The 22,991-nt window shown below is 45.8% G+C and carries 30 protein-coding genes and 1 other annotated feature; of the genes, 1 reads left to right on the top strand and 29 read right to left on the bottom strand.

Going from position 1 to position 22,991, the window contains the following annotated elements; all coding sequences use genetic code 11:
• Positions 1–13: 13 nt before the first annotated feature.
• From ruvB to NCCP2331_RS09300, 3 genes are all read right to left on the bottom strand, one after another.
• A complete protein-coding gene (ruvB, locus tag NCCP2331_RS09310) occupies positions 14–1,012 on the bottom strand; it encodes a Holliday junction branch migration DNA helicase RuvB (protein WP_251670197.1) in 999 nt (332 codons plus the stop codon).
• Positions 1,013–1,032: 20 nt separating this feature from the next.
• On the bottom strand, positions 1,033–1,638 hold the full coding sequence (ruvA, locus tag NCCP2331_RS09305; RefSeq protein WP_251670195.1) for a Holliday junction branch migration protein RuvA: 606 nt from the start codon (positions 1,636–1,638) through the stop codon (positions 1,033–1,035).
• A gap of 132 nt (positions 1,639–1,770) precedes the next feature.
• Complete coding sequence (locus NCCP2331_RS09300; protein ID WP_251670193.1) at positions 1,771–2,337, bottom strand: NADPH-dependent FMN reductase; 567 nt, start codon at positions 2,335–2,337, stop codon at positions 1,771–1,773.
• Positions 2,338–2,474: 137 nt separating this feature from the next.
• On the opposite strand from NCCP2331_RS09300, the gene NCCP2331_RS09295 reads away from it, so the two are divergent.
• On the top strand, positions 2,475–3,098 hold the full coding sequence (locus tag NCCP2331_RS09295; protein ID WP_251670191.1) for a hypothetical protein: 624 nt from the start codon (positions 2,475–2,477) through the stop codon (positions 3,096–3,098).
• Between the two features lie 46 nt (positions 3,099–3,144).
• Here the strand turns inward: NCCP2331_RS09295 and NCCP2331_RS09290 are convergent, their stop codons facing one another.
• The 26 genes from NCCP2331_RS09290 to NCCP2331_RS09165 form a co-directional block, all read right to left on the bottom strand.
• Positions 3,145–3,867 carry a YebC/PmpR family DNA-binding transcriptional regulator gene (locus tag NCCP2331_RS09290; RefSeq protein ID WP_153721316.1) on the bottom strand — a complete coding sequence of 241 codons (723 nt, stop codon included), beginning with the start codon at positions 3,865–3,867 and terminating at the stop codon, positions 3,145–3,147.
• Between the two features lie 12 nt (positions 3,868–3,879).
• Positions 3,880–4,749: a phosphotransferase gene (locus tag NCCP2331_RS09285; protein WP_153721317.1), complete on the bottom strand. Its 870-nt coding sequence runs from the start codon at positions 4,747–4,749 to the stop codon at positions 3,880–3,882.
• Positions 4,750–4,755: 6 nt separating this feature from the next.
• Positions 4,756–5,805, bottom strand: a complete 1,050-nt coding sequence (locus NCCP2331_RS09280) for a LysM peptidoglycan-binding domain-containing protein (protein WP_251670189.1) — start codon at positions 5,803–5,805, stop codon at positions 4,756–4,758.
• A 134-nt stretch (positions 5,806–5,939) separates the two neighbouring features.
• Complete coding sequence (gene pheA, locus NCCP2331_RS09275; RefSeq protein WP_153721319.1) at positions 5,940–6,824, bottom strand: prephenate dehydratase; 885 nt, start codon at positions 6,822–6,824, stop codon at positions 5,940–5,942.
• Between the two features lie 30 nt (positions 6,825–6,854).
• A complete protein-coding gene (locus NCCP2331_RS09270; RefSeq protein ID WP_153721320.1) occupies positions 6,855–7,310 on the bottom strand; it encodes an ACT domain-containing protein in 456 nt (151 codons plus the stop codon).
• Positions 7,311–7,348: 38 nt separating this feature from the next.
• On the bottom strand, positions 7,349–8,638 hold the full coding sequence (gene obgE / locus NCCP2331_RS09265) for a GTPase ObgE (RefSeq protein ID WP_153721321.1): 1,290 nt from the start codon (positions 8,636–8,638) through the stop codon (positions 7,349–7,351).
• 3 nt (positions 8,639–8,641) lie between these two features.
• The gene (locus NCCP2331_RS09260) at positions 8,642–9,175 is read right to left on the bottom strand and encodes a Spo0B domain-containing protein (protein WP_153721322.1); all 534 of its coding nucleotides are present in this window, start codon (positions 9,173–9,175) and stop codon (positions 8,642–8,644) included.
• A 142-nt stretch (positions 9,176–9,317) separates the two neighbouring features.
• Positions 9,318–9,608 carry a 50S ribosomal protein L27 gene (rpmA, locus tag NCCP2331_RS09255; protein WP_153721323.1) on the bottom strand — a complete coding sequence of 97 codons (291 nt, stop codon included), beginning with the start codon at positions 9,606–9,608 and terminating at the stop codon, positions 9,318–9,320.
• Positions 9,609–9,620: 12 nt separating this feature from the next.
• Complete coding sequence (locus NCCP2331_RS09250; RefSeq protein ID WP_153721324.1) at positions 9,621–9,947, bottom strand: ribosomal-processing cysteine protease Prp; 327 nt, start codon at positions 9,945–9,947, stop codon at positions 9,621–9,623.
• Between the two features lie 6 nt (positions 9,948–9,953).
• Positions 9,954–10,262, bottom strand: a complete 309-nt coding sequence (gene rplU, locus NCCP2331_RS09245; RefSeq protein ID WP_153721325.1) for a 50S ribosomal protein L21 — start codon at positions 10,260–10,262, stop codon at positions 9,954–9,956.
• Between the two features lie 13 nt (positions 10,263–10,275).
• Positions 10,276–10,350, bottom strand: a sequence feature (ribosomal protein L21 leader region).
• Between the two features lie 687 nt (positions 10,351–11,037).
• Entirely contained in the window at positions 11,038–11,658 is a 621-nt protein-coding gene (locus tag NCCP2331_RS09240; RefSeq protein WP_251670187.1) for a metalloprotease, read from the bottom strand.
• Entirely contained in the window at positions 11,655–12,197 is a 543-nt protein-coding gene (locus tag NCCP2331_RS09235; protein ID WP_251670185.1) for a peptidoglycan DD-metalloendopeptidase family protein, read from the bottom strand. The genes NCCP2331_RS09240 and NCCP2331_RS09235 overlap by 4 nt, the downstream gene beginning before the upstream one ends.
• A gap of 157 nt (positions 12,198–12,354) precedes the next feature.
• Positions 12,355–13,158, bottom strand: coding sequence for a septum site-determining protein MinD (minD, locus tag NCCP2331_RS09230; RefSeq protein ID WP_153721328.1), 804 nt, complete (start codon positions 13,156–13,158; stop codon positions 12,355–12,357).
• A 1-nt stretch (position 13,159) separates the two neighbouring features.
• Positions 13,160–13,837 carry a septum site-determining protein MinC gene (gene minC / locus NCCP2331_RS09225; protein ID WP_194841073.1) on the bottom strand — a complete coding sequence of 226 codons (678 nt, stop codon included), beginning with the start codon at positions 13,835–13,837 and terminating at the stop codon, positions 13,160–13,162.
• Between the two features lie 13 nt (positions 13,838–13,850).
• Positions 13,851–14,372, bottom strand: a complete 522-nt coding sequence (gene mreD, locus NCCP2331_RS09220; protein WP_153721330.1) for a rod shape-determining protein MreD — start codon at positions 14,370–14,372, stop codon at positions 13,851–13,853.
• Entirely contained in the window at positions 14,369–15,262 is an 894-nt protein-coding gene (gene mreC, locus NCCP2331_RS09215; protein WP_153721331.1) for a rod shape-determining protein MreC, read from the bottom strand. The genes mreD and mreC overlap by 4 nt, the downstream gene beginning before the upstream one ends.
• 18 nt (positions 15,263–15,280) lie before the next feature.
• Positions 15,281–16,297 carry a rod shape-determining protein gene (locus NCCP2331_RS09210; RefSeq protein ID WP_153721500.1) on the bottom strand — a complete coding sequence of 339 codons (1,017 nt, stop codon included), beginning with the start codon at positions 16,295–16,297 and terminating at the stop codon, positions 15,281–15,283.
• Positions 16,298–16,467: 170 nt separating this feature from the next.
• Entirely contained in the window at positions 16,468–17,166 is a 699-nt protein-coding gene (gene radC / locus NCCP2331_RS09205; RefSeq protein WP_153721332.1) for a RadC family protein, read from the bottom strand.
• A complete protein-coding gene (locus tag NCCP2331_RS09200; protein ID WP_153721333.1) occupies positions 17,156–17,770 on the bottom strand; it encodes a Maf family protein in 615 nt (204 codons plus the stop codon). Before NCCP2331_RS09200 ends, radC begins: the two co-directional genes overlap by 11 nt.
• 85 nt (positions 17,771–17,855) lie before the next feature.
• Positions 17,856–18,488 (bottom strand): hypothetical protein, encoded by a 633-nt coding sequence (locus tag NCCP2331_RS09195; protein WP_251670183.1) that lies wholly within the window; start codon positions 18,486–18,488, stop codon positions 17,856–17,858.
• A gap of 91 nt (positions 18,489–18,579) precedes the next feature.
• Positions 18,580–19,335 carry a prepilin peptidase gene (locus tag NCCP2331_RS09190; protein WP_251670182.1) on the bottom strand — a complete coding sequence of 252 codons (756 nt, stop codon included), beginning with the start codon at positions 19,333–19,335 and terminating at the stop codon, positions 18,580–18,582.
• Between the two features lie 10 nt (positions 19,336–19,345).
• Entirely contained in the window at positions 19,346–20,032 is a 687-nt protein-coding gene (locus NCCP2331_RS09185; protein ID WP_251670180.1) for a pilus assembly protein PilO, read from the bottom strand.
• The gene (locus NCCP2331_RS09180) at positions 20,025–20,738 is read right to left on the bottom strand and encodes a PilN domain-containing protein (protein WP_251670178.1); all 714 of its coding nucleotides are present in this window, start codon (positions 20,736–20,738) and stop codon (positions 20,025–20,027) included. Before NCCP2331_RS09180 ends, NCCP2331_RS09185 begins: the two co-directional genes overlap by 8 nt.
• 6 nt (positions 20,739–20,744) lie before the next feature.
• Complete coding sequence (gene pilM, locus NCCP2331_RS09175) at positions 20,745–21,728, bottom strand: type IV pilus biogenesis protein PilM (RefSeq protein ID WP_251670176.1); 984 nt, start codon at positions 21,726–21,728, stop codon at positions 20,745–20,747.
• Between the two features lie 134 nt (positions 21,729–21,862).
• The gene (locus tag NCCP2331_RS09170) at positions 21,863–22,306 is read right to left on the bottom strand and encodes a prepilin-type N-terminal cleavage/methylation domain-containing protein (RefSeq protein ID WP_251670174.1); all 444 of its coding nucleotides are present in this window, start codon (positions 22,304–22,306) and stop codon (positions 21,863–21,865) included.
• Between the two features lie 194 nt (positions 22,307–22,500).
• On the bottom strand, positions 22,501–22,968 hold the full coding sequence (locus NCCP2331_RS09165) for a type II secretion system protein (protein ID WP_251670172.1): 468 nt from the start codon (positions 22,966–22,968) through the stop codon (positions 22,501–22,503).
• Positions 22,969–22,991: the final 23 nt, after the last annotated feature.

Below are 22,991 nucleotides of genomic sequence, written 5' to 3'. Positions count from 1 at the left end.
TAACTCCTATCTGTCACTGCGGAAGCGGATAGCCGAAATGTGCATATGCTTTTTCTGTCGCCATACGTCCTCTGGCAGTGCGTTGAATAAATCCAATCTGCAGTAAATACGGTTCATAAACATCTTCAATTGTCACGGATTCTTCGCCAATACTGGCAGCAAGTGTATCTATACCAACCGGGCCGCCGCGAAAACGCTCGATCATACTGTGCAGCAGCTGGTGGTCGATCTGATCCAGGCCATGTCCGTCAACCCGAAGCATATCAAGCGCTTCCTGTGCGATTGCCAGAGTAATCGTTCCATTGCCGCGTACCTGCGCATAATCGCGGACCCTCCGCAGCAAACGGTTGGCAATACGCGGAGTGCCTCTAGAACGTTTTGCCAGCTCAACGGCGGCTTGCGAATCTATTTGAACGTCAAACAGCCCTGCACTGCGCACGACGATTTCCGTTAAAGCTTCTTCATCATAATATTCGAGCCGTAAAGGCACACCGAAACGGTCGCGCAGCGGAGCGGACAGCGCGCCAGCTCTTGTTGTTGCTCCAATCAGTGTAAACGGAGGCAGATCTAACCGGACGGAACGAGCGGTCGGCCCTTTACCTACCATAATATCCAGACAAAAGTCTTCCATTGCAGGATATAGCACTTCTTCAATCGAACGATTCAAGCGGTGAATCTCATCGATAAACAGGACGTCACCTGGTTCTAATGAAGAAACCACGGCAGCCAGGTCGCCAGGTCGCTCTATAGCGGGACCGCTTGTCATGCGCACATTCACGCCCATTTCATTGCCGATCACTGTCGCAAGCGTCGTCTTGCCGAGCCCGGGCGGACCATATAACAACACATGATCCAAACTTTCTTCCCGCCCCTTTGCAGCTTCGATAAATATAGACAGATTATCTTTTGCCTGCTGCTGACCGATGTACTGCTTCAGCATTTGCGGACGCAGCGTTTGCTCAAAGCTGTCGTCAAAATGAGTCGCTTCATTCGTCAATATGCGTTCTTCCAATTAAAACCACCTCCGTCGTATTAGCCTTGTTTCAAGAGCAGCTGCAAAGCGAGACGCATATAGCCTTCTGTATCGAGTTCTTCCTTTTCCAGGTGCGGTCTGACCTTTTTGAGTTCCCGTTCCGAGTAGCCAAGCGCGGTTAATGCAAGCATCGCTTCATCCAATGCATCACTCTCAGCCAATGTCAGCAAGGTATCTTCGGAATCAGGCAAATCAATTTCCGTAAAGAGATCATGCAGTTTTCCTTTCAGATCCAAGATCATCTGTCTGGCAGTCTTTTTGCCGACACCTGGAAACTGTACCAGAAACCCTTCGTCTTCACGCTCAATTGCACTGATGACCTGGGAAGGCAAACCATTCGCCAAGATCGCCAGTGCTCCTTTTGGACCTATGCCGGACACAGTAATAAGTTTCCGGAATAATTCACGCTGTTCAAGTGTCTTGAATCCGATCAACAGCTGAGTATCTTCGCGTACATGCAAATACGTAAAGACCTGCTGTATTTCATCTGTAGCATGGAAAGCGAATGGATTCGGCGTCATGATCTGCCAGCCGATCCCCTGCTGCTCCAGCACAATGTATTCCGGTGTTACTCTTGTCACGAAGCCTTTTATGTAATCGTACAATCCATTCTCCCCCTATAGTATACCTGCTATTATAGCATACGAACGAGTTTTCTACTTGTCAGACCTCTAGATTTTTTCGTAAAAAAATGGACACACTGTGATGTGTCCATCTGCTTGAATTGCTACACTTGCTTAAGCTTCTGCAACTGCTTGTTGTCTGTGGTAAAACGTAACGAAATTTTCTACGACTGTGTCAAGGAATGTGAGGGTTGCTTCGTCAATAATATCGCCGGATTCATTCATTTTATTGTGAACGGCGCCTACGTACACTTCATTTCCGGGCAATAAAATAGGTGCCAATGCCGGATTCGATAAAATTTCGCGCAAGTGCATCTGTGCCCGGATGGAACCGAACACGCCCATAGAAGCACCGACGATGAATCCTGGCTTGCCGTGTAATGTGAAATCTCCTCCGCGTGACAACCAGTCCAACGCATTTTTCATGGCACCTGGTATAGAGAAATTATATTCAGGAGTTGCAAACAGCACAGCGTCAGAATCTTTGACATCGTCTTTAAACACACGGACAGCAGCAGGCGGTTCGCTTTCATTGTCGATTGAAAACATATCCAAGTCATTAATCAGGACCGGAATGATAGTCAGTTGATCTTCATAACGCTTGGCCATGAAGTTAACCAATTTTAAATTGTAAGATGTAGAACTAGTACTTCCAATGATTGCTTTTACTTTAATTGTCATGATGAATAGCTCCTTTTTTATAAGTTTCAGCACTTAATATGATAGTCCTGTTAAGATTAAATCACCAATCATTTGCTCGAGATCATACCATTCCCAAGGTGTTACATTCGGATGAGTACTATAAAGGAGATGTTAGTATGCGTAAGGAGGTATTTACAGTCATAGCCGCTTCGCTGTTGCTGGTGGGATGTATGTCAAATACTACAGAAGAACAACCGGAAAATTCCGCAAAGGAACCTGTTGAAACTTCTGAGATGCAGCCGAAACCTTCTGCTGAGATTGACCGTGAACCATCGAAAGAATTTGTCCAATCAGTTGAAGGCCAAGATGAAGTCATTCAGATGAACTTGGTCAAAGGACAAGATTCTCTTTATTCGATGTATGTGGATCAAGAGAGATACCAGTTTGGTGAAGCCGGTGAGAAAGACGTGCTGACTCCAACCGTTCCAGTGCCTACAGGTTATCCTGAGGTTAAAATGGAGATTCTATACATTGAGGACCGAAATCCAGACGGAGTGAAACAGGACTTTGAAAAGGAATATGCTTTCCCGCTTGAAGAACAGGCTGTCACTTCCCCAGTCGATGCTCTTTCTTTTCATGGCACATCCGGAACCGAGCCGGACAGTGAAGTCGTGACTATCTATTTACTGAATGCATTTGGGGGTACATTGCTTATTGAAGATAGATATTTTTTAGAAGCGCAGGAAGGTCACGGAGCTCGTTTTGAACAGATGCTAGAAACATTAGAGTTAAACAAATAAAATCAAAAATCACCCGGCACAGGTTGGATTCCTGCCGGGTGATTTTTTAATTGTCTACATTCGTATAGACGTTCTGCACATCGTCATCATCTTCAAGCGCCTCTAGCATTAATTCGAATTGCTCTTCCTGCTCATTAGATAACTCTGCATAAACAGACGGAACCATATCCACTTCTGCAGAAAGAAATTTGAAATCTTCTGCTTCAAGCGAATCTTTAACGGACAAAAAATCCGCCGCTTCTGTCAGAATTTCAAATCCTTCCTCTGATGACAGGATATCTTCCGCTCCTGCTTCCAGAGCAGCGAGCATGACAGAGTCTTCATCTGTTTCTTCCGTTCGCTCGATAAATAAACGTCCTTTACGTTCGAACAAGTAATTGACAGATCCTGTTTCTCCCAGACTTCCGCCATTTTTATTGAATGCTGTACGAATATTCGGTCCGGTGCGGTTGCGATTTTCCGTCAGACAATAAACGAGTACCGCCGTTCCCCCCGGTCCATAGCCTTCATAAATGACTTCCTCATAGTTTTCATCTGCCCCTGTACCTGTTGCTTTGTCGATTGCCCGCTGGATGACATCATTCGGGACGTTCTCGCTCTTTGATTTATCGATGGCCAGACGCAATGCCGGATTGGTATCTGGATCGTTTCCGCCAGACTTTGCAGCTACATAGATTTCACGTGACATCTTCTGAAAGATCTTTCCGCGTTTTGCGTCTTGTGCACCTTTTCTGTTTTGGATATTCTTCCATTTGGAATGGCCTGCCATGACAAAAACCTCCTACTTCATCATTCGCTCTACATCATACCATAATCCAGGCCAGTGCGAGAGTGCGGTTTCTGTAAAGAGGAGGAGCTTGCTGACCATTCGCTGCTGCTGCGCTGCCGGCAGGGACAGCAGATGAAGCCACTCGCGAAGCACTTCATTGGGATAAAGCAGTTTTGCGAGCGCTTGATTAGACAGTTTTTGCAAAGCGGGATGCTCTCCCATTAAAAATGAAGGATTATAGGAGATCTGAGGAAGGACCCGGTGCATCCATAAGACCAATTCATCTTCCTCAGAGCCAAGGCACGCCAAATCAAAATCGATAAATCGGATCCGCCCGCTTGCGTCCCTCAAAATGTTATGATGCACGACATCGCCATGCAGTAATGTCAACTTAGCCGCAGATGCCGGCTGTTTTTTAATCATATCCAATGCATTCCGTCCAAATAAGACCAATTCCTCAATAACGGATGAAGGTAAAAATTGTTCGCAAATCTCCCGAAGTTCTATAAAACGGGCAAGGCGGACTTCCCACTTTTCAATCATATGATAAGAAGGAAGACAAGAAAGAGATTCCCAATTAACAGAGATGCGTGTTTCATGCAGTGCCTGCAGTGCCTGAAAAGAATCGATCCGATCAATCCGTCTTTTGAAATTGACGGCTTTCGCACCCTCAAGCCAGGGCTGCATGATCAGCAGCGGATCCTTTTCTTCAAAAATAGGAACGAAATGTGGAAAGTTTTGTCCGCTAAGTAATTGATGTATTTGCCGAACCTTTACGACTTGTGCAAATGATGCATACTTCTTTACTGAATAGACCGCTCCGCCGGATTCCATTTTCCAGACATTCTTTTTTATTTTCGTATAACGCTGTTCACCTGTCATATCCCATTACGTATTTCTGTACCAATCTTCCTGGATCGGCACCGGATAATTTGGCGGCATCTGCTGTCCCGGCTGCTGCTGCGGAAATGGCATAGGAAGCGGCATCATCGGGCCAGTCGGATAGCATGGATACCATTGAACCGGCTGCATGAATTCCGGCTGCATCGGCATATGCTGCATATGCTGCATATGTTGATGCTGTGGCCATCCTGGTGAACAAACATCCTGATTTGATGGGCACCAATTTGCAGGCATACAGGCTTTTGGCGGGATTGAAGGTTGTTGCGGCATTGGCATCGGCTGCGGCATTGGTTGTGGCATCGGCTGTGGCATTGGTTGTGGCATTGGCTGCGGCTCGGGTTTAGGCTGTTCAGGCGTCGGCTTCATGACGGGCGGCATCGGTGCCGGCGGTTTCGGAGCCGGCTTACTTGGCGGATGAAACGTACTGGATTCAATTAACTGCCAACCGTCCGGCATGGGTGCCGGCTTATGATGATGAGGTGATTCATCAGGCCATTTTGTCGGCTCTTTAGGCGGCATCGGCTTGATTGGCGCTTGTACTGGCGGCTGTATCGGCTGCTGCGGCAAATGCGGGTGACAGTCTGCATCGAAAATCGGCATCCATCCACATACAGGAAATACTGCCTGCCACATCGGCACATTCGGCTGCATCGGCATTTGAGGTGCCGGATGCGAAGGCATTGACGGCTGCTGAGGCGCGGGCATTGGCGGCGCTTGCGGCAGCGACGGCACTTGCTGAACAGGCGGCTGCGGTTTAGGCTGTGGTTGCGGTTTTGGAGCCGGTTTAGATGGCGGCTTCATTTCGGGCTGCTGAGGTTTCACCGGTTTCTGCGGTGTTTTATCCTGCGGTTTAGACGGTTCCCCTTTATGCTGAGGCTTTTTCTTATCCATCGGCAAAAAAATCTTCATTCCGGGAACGATGTAATCCGGATTTGCCAGATGCGCATTCACCCTTTTTAATTCTTCAAATGGAATACCGTACTGCCTTGCGATCTTCCATAATGTATCACCCTTGACGACAATATGAACTTCCACTAAAAATTCCCCCTTCCATCAATCCATCGTATGAACGGATGCCTAATTTGGTGATTACTATTTAGGCTTCCTCTCTTGTCATATATATTCATTGGGGAAAATTTTAGTACAATGAAAAAATCCATCCTGTCAGCTCAGCTGATGGATGGATCTGTCTCGTACACATAATAAGAACCGAACGAACGGGCTGTGCAGCCAAGTGCCGCGAGTTCTTCCATAGCACCTTTCATCATCGGGTGATTTTCTGATTCATTCACATCGATAATAAAGAAATAATGTCCAAGTCCTGTCTTCAGCGGCCGGGACTCAATTTTACTTAAATTCAGCCGGCGCCAGGAAAATACCGATAAAATTTGATGCAGCATACCGGCTTTATCGTCTTCCGGCAGCTTGACCATTAAAGTAGTCTTTTGTGAAGCAGAATGTTTTTTATGATCCAGGATTTCTTTTCGCAGCGACAGCACGACGAATCGCGTGTGGTTGAAATGATAGTCATGAATATTTTCTTCTGCTATATGTAAGCCATACGTTTCTGCCGCAAGGCGATTGCCGATTGCCGCAACCCGCAACTCTGGGTTCTCGGAAATATATTTTGCCGCTGCTGCTGTCGAAGTCGTCTGAATCAAAGGCACCCGGCGGTAACGGTACTGTAAAAACTTATGGCACTGAGCGAGTGCGTGCGGATGAGACTGAATCGAGTCCAGTTGGTCCATAGATTCCGTTTGTGCCTGATTAACCATTAAATGCTGCTCAATCGGAGTAGAAATTTCTGCGGTAATAAATAATTCACCGCCATGAAATAAATAATCGATCGTCAGCGGAACTGAACCTTCGAGTGCGTTTTCCAATGGAACGACTGCATACGCTACATGCCCTGCGGTGACAGCCTCAATACAATCTGGAATTGTCGGACGAGGTGTCAGGCCTTCATAGCCGAATAAATCCGCAGCTGCAATATGGGTAAATGAAGCTTCTGGCCCCAAATACGCAACAGACGGTGCATATTTTTTCTCTGTCATGAAACTTTCCTCCCTAACAAGTTCAAGTATTCAAAAGACGCCCGAACTGATTAAATCTACAGAATCAATAAATCTAGGAGCTTTCAAACGCTGCAGAAAAGCTTCCACCTTGATTTCCATCTCTGTTACATCAAGTGACAACGTAATATTGGCACGTCCTTGAACCGGAATTGTCTGATGAATCGTCAAGACATTGCATTTCGCCTTCGAAATGATTTCCAGCAATACCGCCAATGAACCTTTCAAATCTTCCAGCTGAATAAAAATTGTCAGAATGCGATCCCGAGCAATCGACTCGAACGGGAACACGGCATCGCGATACTTATAAAAGGCGCTGCGTGACAGACCGACCCGTTTTGTCGCTTCCTGGATCGTCGTCACTTCGCCTCTTGCCAGCATTCTTTTTGCCTCCAGCATTTTCTGCATGGATTCTGTCAACACATCTTCCCGGACCAGATAGAACTGGCCTTCCCCGATTTGCTCCATTTTGCTCCCCCCAGAATGAGCATTTGTCTTTTTCAAACTTACTCTAAGAACTCAAATTCATAATCCAAGATCCGAACGATGTCGCCGTCTTCTGCACCGCGTTCACGCAATGCGTCGTCAATACCCATTCCCCGCATCTGACGTGCGAATTTACGGACTGACTGGTCGAAGTTGAAATCTGTCATCTTAAACAGGCGCTCAAGTGTATAGCCTGATAATACATAGGCACCGTCATCGTCACGGGAAATAACAAAATCCGGGCCGGTCGATTCATGCTTGTACAATACAGAGTTCGCTTCTTCCTCTACTTCTTCGAGCATAGGGAATTCCGGCGTCGTTTCAAGCAGGTCCAGAATCGCATAAAGCAATGGATCCAGTCCTGTTCTCGTCAATGCCGAGATAGGGAATACCTGAATCTCCTCATCGCCAAGCGCTTCTTTAAATGCAGCCAAGTTCTCTTCAGCATCCGGCATGTCCATTTTATTTGCAACGATAATCTGCGGACGTTCTGTCAAGCGCATATTATATTGCTCAAGTTCCGCATTGATCGTCTGATAATCATCAAACGGTTCGCGTCCTTCCAAGCCCGACATATCGATGACATGGACAATAACACGTGTACGCTCGATATGGCGTAAAAATTGATGGCCGAGGCCGATTCCTTCATGTGCCCCTTCAATCAAACCAGGCAGATCCGCCATAACAAAAGTACGGTGATCATCCGTTTCAACCATTCCAAGATTCGGAACAAGCGTAGTAAAATGATAATCCGCAATTTTTGGTTTCGCGGCGGAAACTACTGACAGCAATGTAGATTTTCCGACACTCGGGAATCCTACCAATCCAACGTCTGCAAGTACTTTTAATTCGAGAACAATATCCAAACTAACGCCCGGCTCTCCTTTTTCAGAAAGCTCAGGTGCCGTATTCTGCGGTGTAGCAAAGCGGCTGTTACCGCGCCCTCCGCGCCCTCCGCGGGCGATGACGGCCTGCTGCCCGTCTTCTACCAGGTCAGCGATGACGATGTCTGTCTCCGCGTTCTTAACGACTGTACCGGGTGGAACCTTTATAACCATATTCGTACCGCCGCGTCCGTGCATGTTTTTACTTCCTCCATGCTCTCCACGAGGTGCTTTGAAATGACGTTGGTAGCGGAAATCCATGAGCGTGCGCAAACCTTCATCCACAACAAAAATCACGTCAGCACCTTTACCGCCGTCACCGCCTGACGGACCTCCATAAGCAATATACTTCTCCCGACGAAATGCGACCATACCATCGCCGCCGTCGCCGCCTTTAACAAATACTTTTACGTGATCCACAAACATTATTTATAATCCTCCTAATTTTCCGCTCAAGATAACCGTACATTGTTCTGATTCATTCAAGATTTCAATCGTCAGCAGATCAGAATCCTCTGCAGCGTGAAATGAAACACCTTGTATATCTGAAAATGATAATTGAATACTCCATGTGAGCGCTGTAATCACGACATTAATCATGACCGTACATTCAGCATATTGATCGATACTCGACATAACTGTTTTCACAAGGCTTTCTAAGTACCCGACCAACATGGCATCAATTCTAGGTAAAGTAACTTCAGATGCAATGTCGCAACACAGCCGGCTGTTAAAAACAGGATATTTCCAGTCCAGCATCATCAGCCATTCTTCCGTTTTAGGCAGTCCTAATCGTTGAAGCATGGCAAACTGCTGCATCTCTGAAGTCTTTTCCAGTATGCATTCTTTTGCTTCCTGATATTTTCCCATATCTAAATACATGAGTAATAATTGCATGTCATTCATATGATCATGCCGACTGAATTTCATAATTTCTGATATTTTCAGTTCATTCTTCCCCATTATTTTCACCGCCAGCTGAATTCATACTTCTTAGTATAGCATTTTCATTCGAAAATCACTAAACTAATCGTCAGTTCGTTTCGAATGAATACAAAAAGGACTGCAACGAGTGCAGTCCCTTCTTGTTTGTCATGCTATCCGATTAAGCTTCTTGAACTTCCGGGTAGACACTGACTTTCTTTTTGTCGCGGCCAAGGCGTTCGAAACGAACGACACCGTCAACTTTTGCGAATAGAGTATCATCTCCACCGCGTCCCACGTTTTCACCCGGGTGAATTTTTGTTCCGCGCTGGCGATAAAGGATTGAACCGCCGGAAACGAATTGTCCGTCTGCACGCTTAGCGCCAAGACGTTTTGAATGGGAGTCACGACCGTTCTTTGTAGAACCTACTCCTTTTTTCGATGCGAAAAACTGAAGATCCAAACGTAACATAGCTGCCACCTCCTACTTTGTAAAGGATAATTGTATATATTCTGCATAGTCCACTTCAATCGTCTGTAAAGAAACAATCATGGCTTTTACGATCAGCTGAACTTCAGCATCACGATCCGTCACCGGAAACGCCACGCGTAAGTATCCGCCATCCGCTCCCTGCTCGATTTCAGGTACTGTTTCAGTAAGTTCGGCGATTGCATTGACCGCTCCAAAGGATACGGCTGAAGCGCCTGCACATACTAAGTCTTTCCCGTGTTCTGCAAAGTCTGCATGACCGTCCATCTCAAAAGATGAGATGCGCCCGGAAGGCTCTTTCGCAATTCGGATATGAATCATATCGAATTACAGATTGATTCCGTCAATAACAATTTTCGTGTATGGCTGACGGTGACCCTGTTTTTTGTGGTAGTTCTTTTTCGGCTTGTATTTGAAAACGGTAATTTTCTTTCCACGGCCTTGTTTGACAACTTTACCTGTTACAGTAGCGCCTTCTACGAATGGAGCACCGACTTTAACGTCATCTCCACCTACTAAAAGAACTTTGTCAAATGTAACAACCTCATCAGCTTCTCCAGCAACTTTCTCAATGAAAATCTCCTGGCCAGCTTCAACTTTGATTTGTTTTCCACCTGTTTCAATAATTGCGTACATACTTGCACCTCCTCTATTTACTCAGACTCGCCTTCACAGGTGATTCACTAGGAATTCTTGTACCTGATCAGTGCGGTTGTAGCACGGGTGCTACAAACAATAACAGTAAAATATTATCACATAGAAAACTATAGGTCAAGCGTTTTGTTTTTTGATTGGTAGATAGGCTGAATTAAATTAAAATCGAGTAAGTGGAGAGAGACCGTTTCCCTGCGTTTCAGACGGACGCTTTCCGGAGGGCCCTCGGTGAGCCAAGCGAACAGCGAAGGGTTCGCTTTGCCGTATTTCTGCGCTCTTTGCGGAAATTAAGGCAATACAGAGTTTCTTCTGCACGCTAATTTCGCTTCGCTCCCTTTAATTGTCTCATCCTATCGGGCTGATCCTCCCGGAGTCGCCGTCTTCCACTCCGGTACACTGGCTAGTGTTTTAATACATTTTACGTGATGTGTAGTATAAGCATATTATTTGAGACTATTATAGTATGTATGGTGTTCATTCTATAAGAGCTAAGATTCTTGTGATCAATGCGTTTGCAAGGTCGATAAACTAAAACATACCAGCTCAACTCGTACTTTGTTAAAAAGCAGCATGAAATATTTTCTCCACACTAGCGTAGGCGCAACTGCGGAGTTAGCCGTTGCTATGAGACAACTGGCGTGCTCTTTGCCAGCAGGCTCATCGCATAAGGCAATCCCCCAGCGCCGAAGCGGGTTCAAACTGCAAAAACAAATTTTGTTCAAACCACTGAAAATGTCGAGCGACGGAACTAAAATCTTCATTCCATAGAAAAAGATCTGGATGCGGATAGCTTTTCAAATGCCTGCTCATATTTTCGGAAACGGTATGAAATGATATTTTGGATTGCGAGAAAGACAGAGATCATTACATAGGGAAGGCTGTCAGGCAGGTATGTACTCAGAAATAAGCTGATTGAGATCGATGCGAAGATCGAATACAGCAGGAAAACGGAGCGGGAGGCATATTTATTGTGTTTGTTCTCAAGCAGGACAGAAACCGCTTGTCCGCCATCTAATGGCAGGACCGGCAATAGATTGACAGCTAGCAGAAGGAATTGAATGTGAGTGAACTGTGCGCTGCCTGGAAATGTTGAAAGCAGACCGATCAGCAACAGAATCGCTGTGGCAAACGGTCCTCCCAGCGCAATGAGCAGCCGCTGCCGTTTCGTTGCCAGCTGCCGATTGACGATCTGCAATTCCCCTCCGTACGGCAGGATCGTACAGCTGCGAATTTTCATTCCTGACTGTTTAGCCGCCAAAACATGCCCTAACTCATGAAACACTAAAGAAAATAAAATCATGGCATACAGCGAGACGCCGCCCACAATCATAAAAAACAGAAAAATAGGTAATAAAATGGGATGAATGCGAAATTTCATTCGAGGCCGCCTGTCATGTACGTTGCAAGTACGGTCGGTTCAAGCGGTATGCCGTTGCGTTTCACCCGGACATATACTGCATCTTCATCCATCACCGCGATTTCATCTCCCCGCCTGACTGTTGTGTAAGGCAATGTGGAAAACGAACCGACAAAGCCATAGGTCACTTCATCACCATTATCGTATTGAACGGTCACAGTTTTGCCTGACTGCCGTGTATAGCCCGTGAACACAACAAGCCCGCTACCTTGAGAAGTGATGGGCATCGGCTGCGAATAGGAAATGATTGCACCGTCTTGATAGGGCTGAAACGAGTCATACGAAGCAAACGGATCAAATTCTGTGCCGGAAGATACGGTAATCGATTCCTCCTCTCCAATTAACGAAGACACCCACTTTTTCATCACGACAAAATCTTTTCCTGTCGTAACATACTGTGTAACCGGAATATTTATAAGCTGGCGTTCTTCAAGTTTTGCCACAGCGACCACGGACACACTCAATATACAAGCGAGAATCCATTTCGTTTTCCATTTCATCACTTCCCCTCCCTTACCTGCAGTGTATGAAAGTAGTGAAGGGTACATGCGGGGAATTTTACGGGTATGTCATCCAGTTCCAGCGGGCAGCTGGACGCCAGCTTCCACTTAAAAAGAAAAAACTCAGCACCGTAAAGGCACTGAGCATAACCAGCTATTAGGATTTACTGAATAATGTTTTCAACTTGCCAAAGAATCCCGGCTTTCCTGTGTCCATAGACATTAACGGCACAGATTCCCCTAAAATACGGCGCGCAATATTGCGATAGCCAACCGCGGCGGGATTAGAAGGGTCCATCACGACGGGCTCCCCTTTATTGGAGGAAGAGATCACGTTCTCATCATCCAGGACGATCCCCAGCAAATCAATTGATAGATGCGTGGTAATTTCATTGACATCAAGCGCGTCTCCGCTTTCCATCAGACGTTTTTTAATCCGGTTGATGATCAGCTTCGGCGGTTCTACACCTTCTTCTGATTCGAGCAGTCCGATAATCCGGTCCGCATCGCGCACGGCAGAAATTTCCGGCGTCGTAACCACAATCGCACGGTCTGCACCCGCAATAGCATTTTTATAACCCTGCTCGATTCCTGCAGGGCAGTCAATCAGAATGTAATCATAATCCATTTTCAATTCGCCGATCAGTTTTTTCATCTGCTCCGGATTGACGGCATTTTTGTCTGTAGTCTGCGCAGCTGGAAGCAAAAACAGCCGGTCATCAAAACGCTTGTCCTTGACCAGAGCCTGTTGAATTTTACAGCGTCCTTCCACGACATCAACCAGATCGTAAATAATCCGGTTCTCGAGACCTAAAATGACGTCTAAGTTCCGCAAACCAATGTCTGTATCGATCAAGCAAACTTTTTTCCCTTGCAGTGCCAAGGCAGTTCCAAGATTGGCTGACGTCGTGGTTTTGCCGACGCCGCCCTTACCAGAAGTAATAACAATTGCTTCTCCCAAATTATATACCTCCTTTAAATGTTGCAAGGCCCGGACGTAAATGTCGCAGTTCCTGGAGGCGATCTATCGCAATCTGTCCGTTGTCATGGATATACGCGCATTCCATTTCCGGCTGTTCCGATAGAATCGTTAACTCATCAGTCATTGTTTCAATTTTATCCGCGATCTTTAAATGTGTCGCTTCCAGCCAGGATGCCGCGATGACAGCATCAAAATTACCTTCTGCTCCTGCATGCGCTATACCTTTCAGCCTACCTAGAATATAGATGCTTCCGCCTGCAATTACCTGGGCATTCGGATTTACATCTCCGATAATGACTAAATCGCCGGCTGCTTTTACGATTTGTCCGGAACGTACGATACCGATATACGTTTCCGATTGTTTTTCAACCAGCCTTTGCTGACACTCTTCTAACGATATGACATCACTCTGAACCTTTGAAACCCGTAAATGAGGAGAATGATGAATGACCGAGAGAATGCTTTTCATATCTTGTTCATCACAATAGCGATGGCCGGTATGCAGCTGTACTTCTGCAACGCCTTCAAGTCCGCTCCCCTGCACCTTTTCCTCAAGCTCTTCTAATAAATCGGAAAAAGCACAGTGGTCGTCCAATCGAAGCACCAGGCCATCTTTCGTTCCTTTGATCGTTACTACTTGTGATTTCGTCACCCACATCACCTCACAATGCTTAAAAACCCGCTTGTTTTTGATTAAATCGTTTTAAAGTAATTTGTTTAAACGTCCAGCCGAACATGATGATGAACAACGAATTCGCGATGACTGTCGGCAGCAGCCGGCTTGCCAGGAATTCATTGAAATCAATAGATGTTAGCGCGATAATACTGGCGAATAGATAAGAAAGCATTTCGAGTAATACAATCATCACCAATGATAATACCATGACCGTAAATGTATGCCGCTGAATCTGCCGGATGACCAAAGTAGATACATAGCAAATAAGCGGGTACATAAATGTGTATAGTCCAATAATATCAATGTGATACATATCATACAAGAGGCCAAGGATGAAAGCGTATAAAATTGCGCGCTGACGGCTGTAATAGGCCGCAATAAAAATTAAGTACACAATCAAAAATCTTGGAACGAAAACAAACAGCTCACCATTTCGCTCAATCGGTGAAAACAGGCTGAAAATCGGCTCCAAGAAAAACAATATAACTGCAATGAGAGGGATGATGAACCGATTCATGATTCATCCTCCCCCTCTGTATCTACAGAGTTTCCTCCGTCTGTACCGTCCACGACCGTCGATGAGCGTTTCGCGATCATGACGTGATCGAGCATCGAGAAGTTTGCTGCAGGACGAATATAAGCGAGTTTAGTCAGCCCATAATCATCCGTTGAAACTTCGGTAATTTCCCCTATCAAAATACCTTTCGGGAAAATTCCTCCGAGCCCCGAAGAAGTTACCTTCATTCCTTTTTTGACATCAAAACTGGAATCGATGCGTTTCATAATTAATTGACGTGTCTGCCGGTCAAATCCTTCGATCAGGCCGAAAACCTCTTCCTCGCCAGCAATCATCGCCGCTACACGGAAGTTAATATTCTCGGTGGATAGTAATTCCACTGTGGAAGTAAACGATGTAGACATAACGACTTTTCCGATCAGGCCTTGAGCCGTAATGACAGCCATATTGACTTCCACACCGTCAGTCGTTCCTTTATCCACAATCAGCTTATCTTCCCATTGATCCGGATTTCGTGATATGACAGTGGACTGAATCGGTTCATAGGAACGCAGATCATCCAGTTTCTTTACAATATCACGCAATTTCACATTATCCGCTTTCACGTCGACCAGTTCGGCTTGGGTAGCCGCATACGCATCCAGTCGCTCTTTTAATCGTTTGTTTTCTTCGTATGTATTAAGCATCGTATCAATATTCTCAATGATCCCCGTAACAAAATGAGCCGGTTTCGTGAACATCGACTGTCCGAAACCGACAACATCCTTCACTACTTGTTCCGGAAAATTGGAATGGTTCCGGTCACGAAGTGAGAATGCAATTAATGCCACAAGGACGATTACTCCTACTAATAAAATGATTAATCGTTTATTGGAAAAAAAACGTGGCATTGCCTACATCTCCTCCAATTATTTTACTTGCATTTTTTTGATAATTTCTAAGTTATCTAATGCTTTTCCGGTACCCAAAGCAACACAGTCTAATGGCTCTTCTGCAATAAACACAGGCATATTCGTCTCATCGGAAATGACCTTGTCCAAATTACGAAGCATCGCGCCGCCGCCAGTCAAGACAATTCCGCGCTCCATTACGTCAGAAGAAAGTTCGGGCGGTGTTGTTTCAAGCGTTTTCTTAACTCCTTCAACAATCTGCAAAATAGATTCACGAAGTGCTTCCACAATTTCTTCTGAAGAAATTTCAAGCGTTTTCGGAAGTCCGGTCAACAGATCACGTCCGCGAATATCCATCTTTTCTGCTTTCACAGCATCTTTGGCAGAACCAATTTCAATTTTGATTGCTTCCGCTGTACGCTCACCGATTGTCAGGTTATAAGTTTTACGGATATAGCTGATGATCGCCAAATCCATCGTGTCCCCACCGACACGAATTGATTCACTTGTCACAATACCGCCGAGAGAAATAACTGCGACTTCAGTTGTACCGCCACCTATATCGACGACCATACTTCCCGTTGGTTCCCAAACCGGCAAATTTGCTCCGATTGCCGCCGCGAAAGGCTCCTCAATCGTAAACGCATCTTTCGCTCCGGCCTGGCGAGCCGCATCGATAACTGCACGCTGCTCAACAGAAGTAATTCCGTAAGGCACACAAATCATGACATTCGGCTTCTTCCATGAACCGCCTGCCGCTTTTGTTGCTTCTTTCATATAATGCTCGATCATTGCAGTCGTTGTTTCAAAGTCTGCAATCACTCCGTCTTTCATCGGGCGGGTTGCCACGATGGATCCCGGAGTACGTCCAATCATATTTTTAGCAGCGCTTCCGACTGCTACGATTTCATTTGTCACAGTATTTTTTGCTACAACGGAAGGTTCCCGAAGCACAATACCTTTACCTTTGATAAATACTAGTGTATTGGCTGTTCCCAGGTCGATTCCTACGTCTTTCGTTCCAATTCCAAACAAATTATTTCTTCCTTTCTGCATAACCGTCAACGGCCTTCTTAAAAGCATACACCACATTATAACGGAAAGGTAACTAAATTTACAGCAGAGCCTCGCGAGAATCTCAAAAACACGAAAAAAGAGACCGATTTCCCAGTCTCTCAGATGCATCTTACAGTCTAACGACACGTTCAAATATAGCCCTTATCCTTCAAACTGATGAATTTCTGATCGCCGATAATTATATGATCCAGCACGTCGATCCCCATAATCGAACCGGCTTCCATCAAACGCTTCGTTACTTCAATATCCTCTCTAGATGGCGTAGTATCACCACTTGGATGATTATGGGAAATTATCATCGAAGCAGCAGAACGTTTGAACGCTTCACGAAACACTTCCCTCGGATGAACGATACTGGAATTCAGACTACCGATGAAAATGGTCTGTTTATGAAGCACTTCGTTTTTTACATTGAGGAATAAAACGACGAAATGTTCCTGGTTCAGCGAAGACATATCGGTCATTAAGTAGTTTGCTGCATCTTCAGGCGAGCGGATCTTATAACGATCCTGCGGCGACGTCCGGTACAGCCGCTTGCCGAGCTCTGCTGCAGCCAAAATATGTACGGCTTTCGCTTCGCCTATTCCTTTAATTTCCGTCATTTCTCCCACCGTCATTCCGATTAAATCCTGCAGACGGTCAACTGTCGATAATACCCGGTTAGCGAGCACAAGTACGGACTCGGAACGCGTCCCTGTCCTCAGTAAAATGGCCAGCAGCTCTTGATTCGAGAGACTCCCGGCCCCCTCCCGAATCAATCTTTCCCTTGGCCTGTCCGCCAAATGAACATCGCGGATCATCATTTGCGGCGCTAAATCAAGTGGCATGCTTTGCGGCACCTGCTTCCAGCACGACTAACTCTTCCTGACGCAGACGTTCAATTAATTGAGCGATCGGCAGCCCGACTATATTCTGATATTCTCCTACGATTGATTCGACAAACAGCATACCCTCCGTCTGGATACCGTATGCTCCGGCTTTATCAGCCGCATCACCGGACCGGACATACTCTTCAACAAGTTCGAGATCAAGTGTCCGAAACTTCACTTGTGACAAGCTGGAAAGCTGAATCTTTTTACCTTTTGTTAACACAGTCACGCCTGTAATCACTTCATGGATCTGTCCTGACAGCTCCATAAGAAATTCAACTGCCTGCGCATCGTTTACAGGCTTCGGATACAAACTGCCGTTTCTCACTACGATAGTGTCTGCTGCAATGACGATAGAGCCCGGCGCATCTGCAAACACTGCATCTGCCTTCTTTTCGGATAAACGCACCGCGTAGAGATGAGGCTCTTTCGGCGTATAGGGCAGATCCTCATCTGCGTAACTGGGTTTCACTGTAAAATCTAAGCCTGCGAGTTTCAGCAGTTCTTTGCGTCTCGGTGATGAAGATGCGAGAACGATTGGTTTGGTACTGATGAATTTCATTGGGAAAACCTCCTTTTTTACCAGTGTACGCGATTGGAGGCGTTTTGAAAAAGAATGAAAAATGAATTTTCCTTACAAAATCGAATCAAAATTGAATTTTGAAGCATGGATCCTGACTTGTATAATGTGCCAGCAAATGGAGTCTGGCTATGGATGAGTCCTTGGTAAATGCGGAGATTGCAGTAATTTTCTTTTGTAAGTCCGATTCTTTTTTCTCTTTCTGATCTTTCGATAAATCAATTTTCGACAGATCGTCAGCGAAAAGAGCTTTTTCTACTTGTTTACTGTCTGCAGTCTTACAAGTACCCGGTGCCAGCTGAATTTTCTTCTTAAATGCATCCTCCCCTTCTTTTAACACGACTTGACTCTCTTCCAGCCAGACAGCCCCCCATATATAGAACTGATCGCTCACCTGCACGATAGACGTGTTGGCCAGCGAAGGATTTTCCGCTGCAAAATCCGCTGCAGACTCTTTGCTTGAAAAAACGCCATGCTGTTTGACGAACATCGTAATCGCCTCACCGTCAGCCGCCTTTTCATCTTCACCGTTTTCTGTGCCCGGTCCGGAAGTTGTGACCGTTTTATCAGGTGCTGCCCCTTTTCCTCCTGTACTGAAAATCGTCAGCCCGATGACGAGTATAGCGGCAAGTCCTATGCCCACTCCTTGAATCATTGCTCGTATCACTGTGAATTTTGAATAAGACCTGCGAAAATTCATTTGCGTTCACTCCACTTTTTTCTCCACTTTACCAAAGCGAACATGAAAAAGGACAAGACTCTTGTCGTCTTGTCCTAGAATATTTTCTGTTTTAATTCAACAAATCAGTATACCATCCGACAAGCTGCGCTCCATAAAAATACGCGATGAGGGCAGCGACTGCGATTGACGGACCGAATGGGACTGGTGTTTTACGGCCTTGCTTCGTTCGTTTCAGGAAGATTATGCCCACTATCGCGCCTATTAATGAAGCTAAAAATAGAGTGAACAATGTTTGTATGGTGCCAAGCACTAAACCTATGACAAGGAACAGCTTAATATCCCCGCCGCCCATGCCGCCGTTCGACACGATTGCGATGAGCAGCAGGACGCCGAAGCCGACTGCAGCACCGAGCAGACTGTCCCACCAGGGCGTCAGCGGGCTGAATACTCGTAATATAAAAATCGCGAGACCAAACGGCAGCAGGATTTTATTCGGAATCAGCATGTATTTCAAGTCTGATACTGTCAAAATGACGAGCATGGAAATGAAAAGTAAGGCGACTGCGAGTTCGAGCTGGAAACCAAAGTGTAAATACGCAGCAACGAACAGTACGCCTGTAATCAGTTCTATCAGCGGATAGATTGCGCTGATCTTCTCCCCGCAGCCCCGGCACTTGCCTTTCAGGAAGACGAAGGAGAATACGGGCACCAGATCCACAAGCGTCAGCCGGCGGTCGCACGTTGTACAGTGTGAAGGCGGCGAGACAATGGATTCTTTTACTGGTATACGTAAGCCGACCACGTTGAAAAACGAGCCAAACGTGATGCCGTAGAGGAAGAAAAAACTGCCGATCACCCATTCCATAGACTGCCTCCTACTCCGTCTTCTCGTCGCCGGTCATTTTGTTGATTGTTGTCGGGTCTTCTTTTGAGGCTGCCGGCGGTGCGTCCAATTTCGGCGCTTCATTTTGCAGGTTTTCAAGATCTGGCCGGAAATAGGCATTGAACGAGATCACCAGCTCCATCGGACCCACTTCTGAATCCTCTTCTGTTTTTTCGGCGGTCGCTTTAAACTGGATGGTTTCGACATTTAGAATGCGGCGTGTCTCTTCCAATTCATAAATGAATGTCTCGACTTCTTCATAGGTATTTGCAAGCAGCTCGACCTCCATAAGAACAGTTTCCAGATTCTGTACCTCTTCCGGCATCGTTTCAATCGCCGGCAGCTCTTTGGTGAACGACACATTCGTCACTTGGCTGCCCGACTTCACTTCTGCTTTCTCTATCTGCAGAAGCAGTCCGTCTTCGAGTGGAATGACCGGGACTTTCTGCTGCAACGGCTGGGAAGTGAATGTTTCTTCTGCATCCTTATTCGCTAGCTGCTTCTGCAGCGCAAACAGTGCATCCCGTTCCGTCGACAGCTGCAAAGCCGCCTGATCCTTCTGTTCCTTAGAAGGCAGATACAGCGTATAAACTGAATAAAAGATAAGTGAAATCAGAAAAATAGAAGCCAGGACAACGAGTCCGATTTCCATTTGGCGTTTAGTAAAATACTTACTCATTTGAAACGCCTCCTTCTGTTTCGTTCTCAACAGGCAGCTGTTCGTCCGGCGCCGGCTCTTCATCTGCAGACTGATCTTCTTCAACCGGTGTTTCTTCTGCGGGCTCGTCAATGGCGTCCGGATCAACGACCGCATCAGTCTCTGCCAGATTCCGCTCATCGAGGAACTGGACAAAGTAGCGGGCCGTATATCTCGGCAGCACATTCGAATCCAAGTCTTCCTCTTCCAGTTCTTCTGTTTCCACTTGTTCAAACGTCGCAGCTGTAACCAGGGAAGAAGCCTTCATCCGCGTTAAATAATGGGCCGCTTCTGCCATATCGTCGAACTGCACATCAAATGTTGCTTCATTGGGCGCGGTGAATGTGAATTCTAAAAAAAATCCGCGATCCGGCAAAGCTTGTACAAGTTCCTGGATGAGCGGCACAGTCTTATACTGATAGCCCTCCAGCCATTCGACTGTATTCGCCAAATCTGCTTTATCCTGTCCGAACTCAGACGGTCGCAACTGCGACGTGATGGCTTCCTCTTGTTTCTGAATCTCAAAAGTCTGCGCTTGCAGCGATTGGGCTTCTTCGTCATTTTTTGCAGCAAGCCAAAACAGAACGGCCCAGCTGACGAGCGCGAGCACCAAAATGCCCACCGCAATCCACAGCCACGTGGTCCGTTCCTTGATTTTCTCAGGAAGGAGGTTAATATCGACCAGCATATGTACTTACACCTCTTCCTTCAGCGCCAGGCCAACCGCCCGGTGATACTCCGCGGAAATAAACGAGCCATCCGCGCACCGAATCGGTTCCTTAACGAGCGGAAAAGCTTCAATCGCCAGACGTTCTTTGACCAGCTGCAAGAGCTCGTCCTGCTGGCCGTATGTACCATTCCATACTAAATGCGTAATGGTTGCTTCATTCTCCGCCAAATTAAATCGATAGAAATTCGCCAATTTCTCTAGCTCCATAACGATGGTGGTCGGTTCGACTTGATGTTCATTGATCTCTTCACCTGTCGTCAGACTGAGCGGGATTTCAAGCTCCATCGAACGGATGAACAGCGGAAAGTGACTGTAGAAAATCGACACCGTCAGACTGCGACCCCGTAAATCAGCGAGGAGTATGTGCTCTTCCCCGGTGAATTGATATTCTTTAAACGCCAGCCGATAAAGAGACAGCGGCGCAATGTCCGCCACGACTGGGACCATTTTCGCTGATTCCAGCGCGTCTTCATACGCCTGCATGACACTTTCTTTTGATGCAATCAGAATTGCTTCATGCTGTGCGGCATTCGCTGTGTACGGTACGACATCGAACACCGGATCGTCGAATGGAAGATAGATGGTGGAGCCGATTTCAATGAAAAAATGGCCTTTCAGCTCTTCGTCTTCTACGGTGTCCGGGTAGGCGACACGGCGGATGATGACATAGGCGTCAGGCGCTAGGAATGCTACATCTCGCTTCGCCAGTCCCCATTCAGCCGCAGCCTCAGTCAGAACCTGTTTAAGAGCCGCCTCGTCGGTAATCCGTCCTTCTTCCAGGACATTCGCCGGAATTGCGATTTCCTGAGCCGTATCAAGCACCAGCGGGTCATGCGTTTTGATACGCACATAGCGCACCGCGTCGTCTTCGATAGTCAAAGAATGCGTGCGCTTTCTTCGTCCCATGAACGGCGATATGGTATCTGAAAGCTTCGATAGAATGGACATACGGCGATTCCCTCCGGACAGCAGGCTGAAAGTGAATCAGGCGGCTGATTAGTTATTTTAAGTATAGCAAACAGAGATGTATAAGGAAAGATTCATAGGGTAAATTGCTTATTTTCATCGTAATTTATAAAATATTATTCGGCTCCTTCCATTTGACCACAAGGGACTGTTCCTACAACCAATTCTTTGTCACTGTCCTCGATCATTTTTCGAGTCGCTTTCTTGAATAAAATTTTATTCTTGCCTGCATCAGCGTTCCCGCAGATCCAAGTGGGGTTTGCATCCGCCACATAGAGTGAGTTGTTTCCGAGTCCTTCACCTTCTAGAAAACCTTCTTCGATAAGTGTTGGCACACCGACTGACTTTATATAACCTTTCGGGTCTTCGTAATCAACAAAATACAATTCAGCAGCTTCTATAATACTTACAGCATTTGATTTTTCCGCTTTAATCTTTGAATTCTCAATGATGTTTGCTATCGCAGGAATGGCTATAGCACCGATAATTCCCAGAATGACAATAACAGCAAGAAGTTCGATAAGTGTTAGGCCATCAAAATCTTTTAGTCTTTTTTTCATACTATCTCTCCTCGTATGATTGAATGTCGATGATACTAGTTACTTATCTGTTCCTTGATTGCTGTTTTATCAAACATTGGCTAATAAGATTCAAAAAGGCTCTGAAGATATAATTCACTTCAGAGCCAAGTTATTGCTTACTATCATTTTGTTTGAATTGTGTTCAAATTGTTTGGGGACCTGGTACCTCAAGTTCAATTAGTTGTTTCACCAGTAGCACCGCTTCTATTAACTTTAACACCATCACCGCCATCTTTAACCTTCGCATTATCTATCATTTTATTAGTTGCTTCAGTAAATTCAACACTAACCCCTTTTTTAACAGCTGTCCCGCTAATAGTATTACCTGTAGCAACTTTTTTTACAGTTACATTTTCAGCATTTTCTGGGAAACCACCAGCATCAGTGATGAACTCTGCAGTGGTTAATTCCTTTAATGTTACTTGGCTAGCATCACTATTTTCAGTAAAATATAAATTTCCTGCTGACAAAACATTCTGCCCATCAGCCTTTAAAGCATTAACCTTCGAATTCGTAATAATATTCCCAATAGCCGGCACCGCAATCGCCGCGATAATCCCCAAAATAACAATTACCGCCAGTAACTCAACCAACGTCAAACCTTTTTCATTTTTTAATTTATTCTGCAGAAACTTTTTCATATAGTTTCCTCCTCTATGTTTTT

Source organism: Sporosarcina sp. NCCP-2331, assembly GCF_023707945.1.
In the GTDB taxonomy this organism is placed as follows: domain Bacteria; phylum Bacillota; class Bacilli; order Bacillales_A; family Planococcaceae; genus Sporosarcina; species Sporosarcina cascadiensis.
The sequence above is the reverse complement of the archived record's forward strand: the minus strand, read 5'-3'. Positions and strand labels throughout refer to the sequence as shown.

Coding starts and splice junctions, on each gene's coding strand:
- NCCP2331_RS09240 (WP_251670187.1), bottom strand. CDS start 11,658: ATGAAATTTCGCATTCATCCCATTTTATTACCTATTTTTCTGTTTTTT.
- pilM (WP_251670176.1), bottom strand. CDS start 21,728: ATGTCCATTCTATCGAAGCTTTCAGATACCATATCGCCGTTCATGGGA.
- pheA (WP_153721319.1), bottom strand. CDS start 6,824: ATGACAGAGAAAAAATATGCACCGTCTGTTGCGTATTTGGGGCCAGAA.
- NCCP2331_RS09270 (WP_153721320.1), bottom strand. CDS start 7,310: ATGGAGCAAATCGGGGAAGGCCAGTTCTATCTGGTCCGGGAAGATGTG.
- NCCP2331_RS09250 (WP_153721324.1), bottom strand. CDS start 9,947: ATGATTCATATCCGAATTGCGAAAGAGCCTTCCGGGCGCATCTCATCT.
- NCCP2331_RS09200 (WP_153721333.1), bottom strand. CDS start 17,770: ATGAAATTCATCAGTACCAAACCAATCGTTCTCGCATCTTCATCACCG.
- NCCP2331_RS09285 (WP_153721317.1), bottom strand. CDS start 4,749: ATGACAGGTGAACAGCGTTATACGAAAATAAAAAAGAATGTCTGGAAA.
- NCCP2331_RS09165 (WP_251670172.1), bottom strand. CDS start 22,968: ATGAAAAAGTTTCTGCAGAATAAATTAAAAAATGAAAAAGGTTTGACG.
- NCCP2331_RS09180 (WP_251670178.1), bottom strand. CDS start 20,738: ATGCTGGTCGATATTAACCTCCTTCCTGAGAAAATCAAGGAACGGACC.
- NCCP2331_RS09235 (WP_251670185.1), bottom strand. CDS start 12,197: ATGAAATGGAAAACGAAATGGATTCTCGCTTGTATATTGAGTGTGTCC.
- radC (WP_153721332.1), bottom strand. CDS start 17,166: ATGCCACTTGATTTAGCGCCGCAAATGATGATCCGCGATGTTCATTTG.
- NCCP2331_RS09170 (WP_251670174.1), bottom strand. CDS start 22,306: ATGAAAAAAAGACTAAAAGATTTTGATGGCCTAACACTTATCGAACTT.
- mreD (WP_153721330.1), bottom strand. CDS start 14,372: ATGAATCGGTTCATCATCCCTCTCATTGCAGTTATATTGTTTTTCTTG.
- obgE (WP_153721321.1), bottom strand. CDS start 8,638: ATGTTTGTGGATCACGTAAAAGTATTTGTTAAAGGCGGCGACGGCGGC.
- minC (WP_194841073.1), bottom strand. CDS start 13,837: ATGTGGGTGACGAAATCACAAGTAGTAACGATCAAAGGAACGAAAGAT.
- NCCP2331_RS09185 (WP_251670180.1), bottom strand. CDS start 20,032: ATGAGTAAGTATTTTACTAAACGCCAAATGGAAATCGGACTCGTTGTC.
- NCCP2331_RS09290 (WP_153721316.1), bottom strand. CDS start 3,867: ATGGCAGGCCATTCCAAATGGAAGAATATCCAAAACAGAAAAGGTGCA.
- rplU (WP_153721325.1), bottom strand. CDS start 10,262: ATGTACGCAATTATTGAAACAGGTGGAAAACAAATCAAAGTTGAAGCT.
- NCCP2331_RS09260 (WP_153721322.1), bottom strand. CDS start 9,175: ATGGGGAAGAATGAACTGAAAATATCAGAAATTATGAAATTCAGTCGG.
- NCCP2331_RS09195 (WP_251670183.1), bottom strand. CDS start 18,488: ATGAATTTTCGCAGGTCTTATTCAAAATTCACAGTGATACGAGCAATG.
- NCCP2331_RS09295 (WP_251670191.1), top strand. CDS start 2,475: ATGCGTAAGGAGGTATTTACAGTCATAGCCGCTTCGCTGTTGCTGGTG.
- mreC (WP_153721331.1), bottom strand. CDS start 15,262: ATGCCACGTTTTTTTTCCAATAAACGATTAATCATTTTATTAGTAGGA.
- rpmA (WP_153721323.1), bottom strand. CDS start 9,608: ATGTTACGTTTGGATCTTCAGTTTTTCGCATCGAAAAAAGGAGTAGGT.
- NCCP2331_RS09300 (WP_251670193.1), bottom strand. CDS start 2,337: ATGACAATTAAAGTAAAAGCAATCATTGGAAGTACTAGTTCTACATCT.
- NCCP2331_RS09190 (WP_251670182.1), bottom strand. CDS start 19,335: ATGGAATGGGTGATCGGCAGTTTTTTCTTCCTCTACGGCATCACGTTT.